The organism is Mammaliicoccus sp. L-M44 (assembly GCF_022386355.1).
In the GTDB taxonomy this organism is placed as follows: domain Bacteria; phylum Bacillota; class Bacilli; order Staphylococcales; family Staphylococcaceae; genus Mammaliicoccus; species Mammaliicoccus sciuri_A.
In genome coordinates this window covers 86,044-94,172 of sequence record NZ_JAJNIU010000010.1, presented here as the reverse complement: position 1 = coordinate 94,172, position 8,129 = coordinate 86,044, and the positions used below count along the sequence as shown (strand labels likewise).

Genomic DNA, 8,129 nt, shown 5'->3' with positions numbered 1-8,129 from the left:
ACCTCTACAATTTTTTCTTAGTCGATTACATTGTACTAAAGTGAGCTATATATGGCTCTTTTTTTATTACACAATTATATGGACATATTCCCAGAAACCTCCTCCTCTTCCTCCATCTTCTTCTATTTCAACTTTATTTCCTATTTTATATTCCATAACAGTATGAAGCGCCTCTTCAAAAGTGTATAATTACATTACAAGTGTGTATAAGCTATTTGAATCCCCCAAAATAAATGTTTATGACACGCATGTCAAAATGGATGTGACAAAGTTGCATTTACTAATCATTGTATATGTACATACATCTTCGTATGATTAAGTTACAAAATACTTTTTATATAAGGGAAGGTGTGTTCAATATGGCAGAACAAGCTGAAAAGAAAAAAGGCATTGGTCCTAAGGTTCAAGCTTTTGGTTCATTTTTAAGTAGTATGATTATGCCAAACATTGGTGCTTTTATTGCTTGGGGGCTAATTACAGCACTGTTTATCAAAGATGGTTGGCTACCTAACGAAGAACTTTCTTCAATGGTTGATCCAATGATTAAATATTTAATTCCATTACTTATTGCATTTAGTGGTGGTCGTTTAGTTCACGGTTTACGTGGTGGTGTCGTTGGTGCGACAGCTACTATGGGTGTTATCGCGGCATTCCCAGATACGCCGATGTTAATCGGTGCAATGATTATGGGTCCATTACTTGGTTGGTTAATGAAAAAAGTTGACCAATTCTTAGTTCCTAGAACACCTCAAGGCTTTGAAATGTTATTCAATAACTTCTCAGCTGGTATTCTAGCTTTCATCATGGCGATTGTTGGTTTCAAAGGATTAGCGCCATTAGTTGAAGGACTTATGAAAGTCTTAGGTATGGGTGTTGACTTCTTAGTTTCTCATCACTTATTACCATTAGTAAGTATTATTATTGAACCAGCTAAAACAGTATTCTTGAACAATGCAATTAACCACGGTGTCTTAACACCTCTTGCATCTGAACAAGTAGCTCATGCTGGTAAATCTATTCTTTATACTTTAGAATCAAATCCTGGACCAGGTTTTGGTATTCTATTAGCTTATATGGTATTCGGTAAAGGTACTGCAAAAGCAACTTCATATGGTGCTGGTATCATCCACTTCTTAGGTGGTATTCATGAAATTTACTTCCCATATGTTTTAATGCGTCCTTTATTATTAGTTGCCGTTATTTTAGGTGGTATGACTGGTGTTGCAACATTTAGTATGTTCGACTTCGGTACTACTGGACCAGCATCTCCAGGTTCAATCTTAGCTTATATAGCTATTACACCTAAAGGTAGTTACTTAATTATGTTACTTGGTATCTTCCTAGCAACATTAGTTTCATTTGTAGTTGCATCTATCATCTTAAAATTCACTAAAGACCCTGAAGGCGACATTGAATCAGCTACTGCTGATATGGAAGCTCGTAAAGGTAAAAAATCTTCTGTTAGCGGTGCTTTAACTGGTTCTAAAGAACAAGAAAAAGGTGAAGCTTCTGAAGAAGAAAAAGATGAATCTGAAGAACTATTAGATCAATATGACACAGAAAATATTGATGCACATGATTTCTCTAATGTTAAAAAAGTTATCTTTGCTTGTGATGCTGGTATGGGCTCAAGTGCTATGGGTGCTGGTATGTTAAGAAATAAATTCAAAAAAGCTGAGTTAACTGATATTGAAGTTACAAATACAGCTATTAACCAATTACCAGACGATGCTGATGTTGTCATTACGCAAAAAACATTAACAGATAGAGCAATTAAGAAAAATCCTAAAGCCATTCATATTTCAGTAGATAATTTCTTAAATTCACCAAGATATGAAGAATTAATTAACGAACTGAAAAAATAATTTTACACAAAGGAGTGAAGAACGATGATGATCAGTAACCGGGAAAAGAGTATTCTCAAATTACTATCTGAGCGTCTTCACTCTTTTTTAACAATTCATGATATTGCACAAGCACTTGGTATTTCCTCTCGAACTGTTCATAGAGAGATGAAAAGCGTTGAAGATACACTGAATAAATATCACTTATCTCTGACAAGAGTTCCTAAATTAGGATTACGTATTGAAGGAGAACCAGAAGACATTGACAATTTTGTACAATCATTGACTGAACAAAATACAATTGATTTATCTGATGAAGAACGAAAAGTTATTATTCTATACAACCTTATTCAATCTAAAGATCCAGTGAAATTATATAGTCTTGCGAATGAAATTGGTTCATCTACACATACACTTAACAAAATCATTGAGCAATTGGAACCTGAATTACACACATTTGAACTTTCATTAGAACGAAGACGTGGCGAAGGTTTGATTCTTAATGGTGAAGAAGTCAACAAAAGGCAGTTACTTGCTAGAATCATGTTAGAAAAATTAGATGGTGACAGCGTGTACTCTGTAGTAGAAGATCATTTCGTATATCATACGTTAAACGAAACACATCTTCGAGGTATTGTTGATATAGATAGATTGTTTAATGTTGAACGCTTGTTAATGGATGAACTCGGTACATTACCTTATACATTAACTGAGGCAAGTTACCTCACATTAACGATTCATATCGTTTTAGCAATTGAACGTATTAAGCAAGATGGACATGTAGAAATTGAGGATGATATTTTAAATGAATTGATTTCGACGGATGAATTTAAAGTATCAGAGAGACTTACCAATGTATTAAGCGATATATATGATGTGACATTTAATCATTCTGAAATTGCTTTTATTACAATGCATTTAAGAGGCGCAAGACGTCGCCACGAAACAACTTATGAAAACAATGATATTCATAAGCAGCGCGTTACCGAACTTATAGAATTTGTAAAAGATCAAGGATTTTCATTTAAAGATGAAGATGCCCTATTCAAAGGATTAAATTTACATTTAGAACCTGCGATTAATAGACTTGAGGCAAACATTGAAACCTACAATCCGCTTACCGAAATGATAGAAACCTATGATCAAGAGTTATTTGAAGCTGTTTCATCAGGTTTAAAGATTGTATTCATGAATTATCATTTTCCAAAAAGCGAAGTTGCTTATATCGCACTTCACTTTGGTGGCATGTTACAAGCAAAACAAAGACGTTCATTACATGTTCTCGTTGTATGTAGCAGTGGAATTGGTACAAGCCGTATTCTATCCAATCGTTTAAAACAGCATTTTTCTGAAATCACGCAAACTACCGAAGTTTCTGTCAGTAGTTTGAAGTCGATTGATTTTTCAAAGTATGATGGCATGATTTCAACTGTAGCTGTAGACACAAAGTACCCACATATTACAGTGAATCCTTTATTACCAAAGCAAGACGCTGAAAATGTGAAATACTTTTTGAAATTACAGCAATCTGTTGTCCATGATCCTCAAAATACGCAAAATCAAGAACAACCACTATCATATGAAGATTATGATCGCACTGTAACTTTTATAGAAGAAAGTTTGGCACTGATTCAAAATATGATCGTTGAAAAGAAAAAAGTAACACAGTTAGAACGATATCTCATTCAAACATTGTCCAAGCATCGTGTGATTGACAATACACATACGTTCAGTGAAAAGCTTAACAGCCGAATGAATTTACAAGGCTTTGCATTAACTGGTTATCCAGTTGCTATTCCCCATCTTTCTGATGAATCAATCAAAAAGCCACAATTGATTATTACGGAATTAACAAAGCCACTAATGCTAAAAACGATTGAAAATGAACAACAAGAAGTAAATTGGCTTGTATGTATGTTTATTCCGAGAAATTCGGAACAAGGACAACTTATGAGCGAAGTGTCATCCTTAATTACAGAACATTTGGATGATATTGATCAGTTGTTAAATGATAGGGTAAAGATAGAGAACACACTCAAATCATTTTTCTTAAATAAATTAAAACAAAAACTAACGAAAACGGAGTGAATTAACATGACAAAATTATTTAATCCAGAAAACATTTTTATGAATCTCTCAGTAAATTCTCAAGAGGAAGCTATCGAAAAAGCTGGCCAAGCATTAGTTGAAGAAGGTGCTGTAACTGACAAATATATTACTGCAATGAAAGAACGCGAACAAATCGTTACAACGTATATGGGTAACTTCTTAGCTATCCCACACGGTACAGATGAAGCTAAAACTGAAGTATTAAAATCAGGTCTTGTATTACTTCACATTCCAGATGGCGTAGATTGGGACGGCAATGAAGCAAAAGTAGTCGTTGGTATCGCTGGTAAAGATGGCGAGCATTTAGATATTCTTTCTCAAATCGCTATTGTATTTAGTGAAGAAGAAAATGTTAAACGTGTTATCAATGCACAATCTAAAGATGAAATTCTTGCAATCTTTGAGGAGGTTGAACTTTAATGAAAGCCATTCACTTTGGTGCTGGTAACATCGGACGTGGCTTCATAGGTAAAGTATTAAATGATAATGGCTATGAAGTAACATTCGTCGATGTTAACGAAACAATTATTAATCAAATTAATGAAGAAAAAGCTTATCAAGTTGTTATCGCAAATGAAGAAAATACTAAAGAACCTGTTTCAGGTGTTAAAGGTATCAATAGCATTACTGAAACAGACAAATTAAAAGAAACGATTTTAGAAGCAGATGTCATTACGACAGCTGTTGGTGTAAATATCTTACCTATTATCGCTAAATCATTTGCATCATTCTTAAAAGAGCGTGAAGCTGGTAAACCGTTAAATATCGTTGCTTGTGAAAATGCTATTATGGCAACAGATCAACTTAAAAAAGCCATTTTAGATATTACAGGTCCTTTATCTGATGACATTAGTTTCCCTAACTCAGCAGTTGACCGTATCGTACCTCAAGGTCAAAAAGAAGGATCATTAGACGTATTAGTTGAACCTTTCTTTGAATGGGTTGTAGAAGCTTCAAAATGGCAAGGTACACAATTACAAGATGTACACTATGTTGATGATTTAACACCTTATATCGAAAGAAAATTATTAACAGTTAATACAGGTCATGCTTATTTAGCATACTTTGGTCAATACAAAGGTTACAACACAATTCTTGAAGCGATTCAAGATGAAGAAATTAATGTAGGTTTACGTGAAGTATTAAAAGAAACAAGTGAATATCTTGTTTCTAACTTCGATGAATTTACGAAAGAAGACCAATCTTACTATGTTGAAAAAATAATTGGTCGTTTCCAAAACCCATATTTATCTGATGATGTAACAAGAGTTGGTCGTGGCGTATTACGTAAAATTGGACCAAACGATCGTATCGTTAAACCGCTAGTAGCATTATCTAAAACGAATAAAAAACATTCTGAACTCGTTAAAGCACTTTGCTATTTATTAGAATATCAAGATGAAAACGATAAAGAAACAGTTGAGAAAAACGACTATATCAAGGAACATAGCGTTGCTGAATTCTTAAGTAAATATGCAGAATTAGAATCAGATATTATCGAAGAAGTAATTATTCAATATACTTCAATCAATAAATAATTATAAAGAAGTCGTATGTTAAATACGACTTCTTTATATGGTTGATTTTATAATATTCCCATTTAATATCGGCATATTTTGTAATTTTCAATTTATTTTATTGATAGAATTAATAATAACCATGCACTTTAATTTTTTGAGATTATATTATACCTACCTTTCGTTTGTGACAGTTATATTATTTATATTATTATTTAATTAAATCCTACTCTTATTAGTTTACATACAGTTATTTTTAGGCTAAAATAAGTAAATAATTGATAACTGTATTTATGAATTAAAAATTTAAAACGCTTCCATATTGATAATGCGAGGCTTTACCACCAAACTGTATTATTTCAATTACAGAAGCAAAATACTCACTTCTAGGGGGATTCAAAATGGCAATTTCTAAAATAGAAAATTGTTCCGATTTATTAGCACTTGTAACATATGTGGACAAATTAAAATCAATCATTAAAAAGGATTTTTCACTTAGCTTTGAAGAATTCGCAGTATTAACTTACATTAATGAAACAGACGATGAAGAATATCATCTTAAAAAAATCATTAGCAAGTTAAATTACAAACAACCACAAATTGTAAAAGCAGTTAAAAACTTATCACAACAAGACTACTTTACAAAAAGAAGAAATGAATATGACGAGCGTACAGTTTTAATTCTAGTTAATAAAAAACAACGTAAATCAATTTCAGAAGTGCTTGAAAAAATCGATAACGAAATCGCTAAGACTGAAATTAACGAATAATATGAATAAAGCGGAGACATTTTATGATGTCTCCGCTTTTTTGTGTGGTGTGGGGGTGATTGGTAAACTAGGTATATACTTGGCAAAGATGTGAGTTTATTCCGACTTTAACTCATATCTTTCACACCCCCCACCTTCCTCACCTTACCAATAAAAAAGCTAAGACATCATCAAATGCCCTAGCTCGCTTTATTATATGACTTGTTTATCTCTTACTGGTTGGTTTAAAAAAGATGATACGACTTGTTTGAATTTTTCACTTTCTTCAATAAATGGTGCGTGCCCTGAATGTTCAAATATTTCTGTTTGAGCGTTCTTTATATTTTCCGAATCATTATCAATATCAAAAGGATCATGTTTACCTTTCACGATAAGTGTTGGTATGTCTATATGATCTATTTTGATATTTATACCATTTATAGATCTAACAGAAATTGCATCTTCTTCTGGTGTCATTCGATAATATTTTTTCACTTCTTGATACCATTTAAAAGTCAATTTAACATCATGAAATATTTCATTGAACAATATTAACATTGCTTCTTCTTTACTAAATCCTGCAACTTTATCTCTATGTTTGGCTATTAATTTAATAAGTGGTTGTTTACCTTGATTGGAAATTGAAGATACGAGTACTAACTTTTCTACTTTATCTGAATGTTGGTTTGTAAATTCTTGAGCAATGACGCCACCCATATCATGTCCTAATATATAAGCTGATTCTATGTCTTCAGCATCCATTAAATCTACAATGTCATCTATATGATTTTGGATAGAAATTTCTTGTTGTTTATCTGATTTACCATGTCCCCTAGAATCCATTGTATATATTGTAAATTGATCTTTCAGAAGCTGTACTGTTGAATTAAATGTCGCTAAATTCATATTTAATGCATGTAACATAATTAATGGTTTCCCTTTACCGTGTTTTTCATACACTATATGAGTCCCATCCCTTGTTAATAATTCTCCCATAGTGAGTACCTCCCTACTTTACAGTAATAATATACCCATTTAACAATTTTTCACACTTATAATATTAAGTTAATGCCATAAAAATAAATGCAAAAAATGATTGTAGTCAATACATCATCTTCTGCATTTATGTTATACATATTTTCTTGTTGAATACATCATTACAAAATAAAGGATAATCACGAGGATAATAGACCAACTCGCAAATGTAACGATCATAATTACTGTTTCATTCATCGTTATGGATGCAATTGTTTTTTGAATAACTGCTAATCCCATTGCACCAACTTCGAGCTTTTTCATAAATATTGCGAGTATGACGAGAAGAATCCCAATGCCAAATATGGCTTGAAATACTTGTAATGGTAATACATACATTCCTAACGTAACATTAAATATTTTAAGCATACATAGAACAATGCCTATACTAAATAAGAAAATATTGGTCATCATCAATTTCTGATTAGGATAGAGATAACTATGTTTTTTTATAATTAAATATATAACGAGTGAAATAGATAATATAATTACAAAATAAAATATATACAATCCCGTTACGGCATTAAACGGAATGAGCTTTTTATCAAATAAATATGCTAATAATAAGAAGTGTAGTGTATAAAAAATGATTGGATTATAATTTACAACCACAATATTTCTCTCTATGATTTGAAGTATTTCAGCGTGAGATTTGTGTCGATATTCTGCATAGTCTATATCTTTCTCATCTGACTTTTTCATATCCTTCTTTAATGAATGTTGTACTTTATCAATTTGTTTAGGTAATACACCGACATGCTGTAAATAGTCATTTACATTTTCCAGCAATACATTATTGTTCGGACGCAAATAAATACACCACCTTCATTATAATATTGTATAAATTAATCCCCTATTATGCAATATGTATATAA

7 protein-coding genes are annotated in these 8,129 nt (G+C 32.0%); 5 read left to right on the top strand and 2 right to left on the bottom strand.

Translation table 11 applies throughout. The features are described from left to right. Positions 1–359 precede the first annotated feature (359 nt). From LQ611_RS07580 to sarA, 5 genes are all read left to right on the top strand, one after another. Entirely contained in the window at positions 360–1,865 is a 1,506-nt protein-coding gene (locus LQ611_RS07580) for a PTS mannitol transporter subunit IIBC (protein WP_025905501.1), read from the top strand. Between the two features lie 24 nt (positions 1,866–1,889). Then, on the top strand, positions 1,890–3,932 hold the full coding sequence (locus LQ611_RS07575; RefSeq protein ID WP_025905500.1) for a BglG family transcription antiterminator: 2,043 nt from the start codon (positions 1,890–1,892) through the stop codon (positions 3,930–3,932). A gap of 6 nt (positions 3,933–3,938) precedes the next feature. Beyond that, on the top strand, positions 3,939–4,373 hold the full coding sequence (locus LQ611_RS07570; protein WP_239709498.1) for a PTS mannitol transporter subunit IIA: 435 nt from the start codon (positions 3,939–3,941) through the stop codon (positions 4,371–4,373). Then, complete coding sequence (locus LQ611_RS07565) at positions 4,373–5,491, top strand: mannitol-1-phosphate 5-dehydrogenase (protein WP_239709497.1); 1,119 nt, start codon at positions 4,373–4,375, stop codon at positions 5,489–5,491. The genes LQ611_RS07570 and LQ611_RS07565 overlap by 1 nt, the downstream gene beginning before the upstream one ends. 380 nt (positions 5,492–5,871) lie before the next feature. Next, on the top strand, positions 5,872–6,240 hold the full coding sequence (gene sarA, locus LQ611_RS07560; RefSeq protein WP_025905497.1) for a global transcriptional regulator SarA: 369 nt from the start codon (positions 5,872–5,874) through the stop codon (positions 6,238–6,240). Between the two features lie 192 nt (positions 6,241–6,432). Here sarA and LQ611_RS07555 read toward each other — a convergent pair whose 3' ends face one another. Then, the gene (locus LQ611_RS07555; RefSeq protein WP_119495210.1) at positions 6,433–7,215 is read right to left on the bottom strand and encodes an alpha/beta fold hydrolase; all 783 of its coding nucleotides are present in this window, start codon (positions 7,213–7,215) and stop codon (positions 6,433–6,435) included. 132 nt (positions 7,216–7,347) lie between these two features. Then, positions 7,348–8,064: a hypothetical protein gene (locus tag LQ611_RS07550; protein WP_025904922.1), complete on the bottom strand. Its 717-nt coding sequence runs from the start codon at positions 8,062–8,064 to the stop codon at positions 7,348–7,350. Positions 8,065–8,129 lie beyond the last annotated feature (65 nt).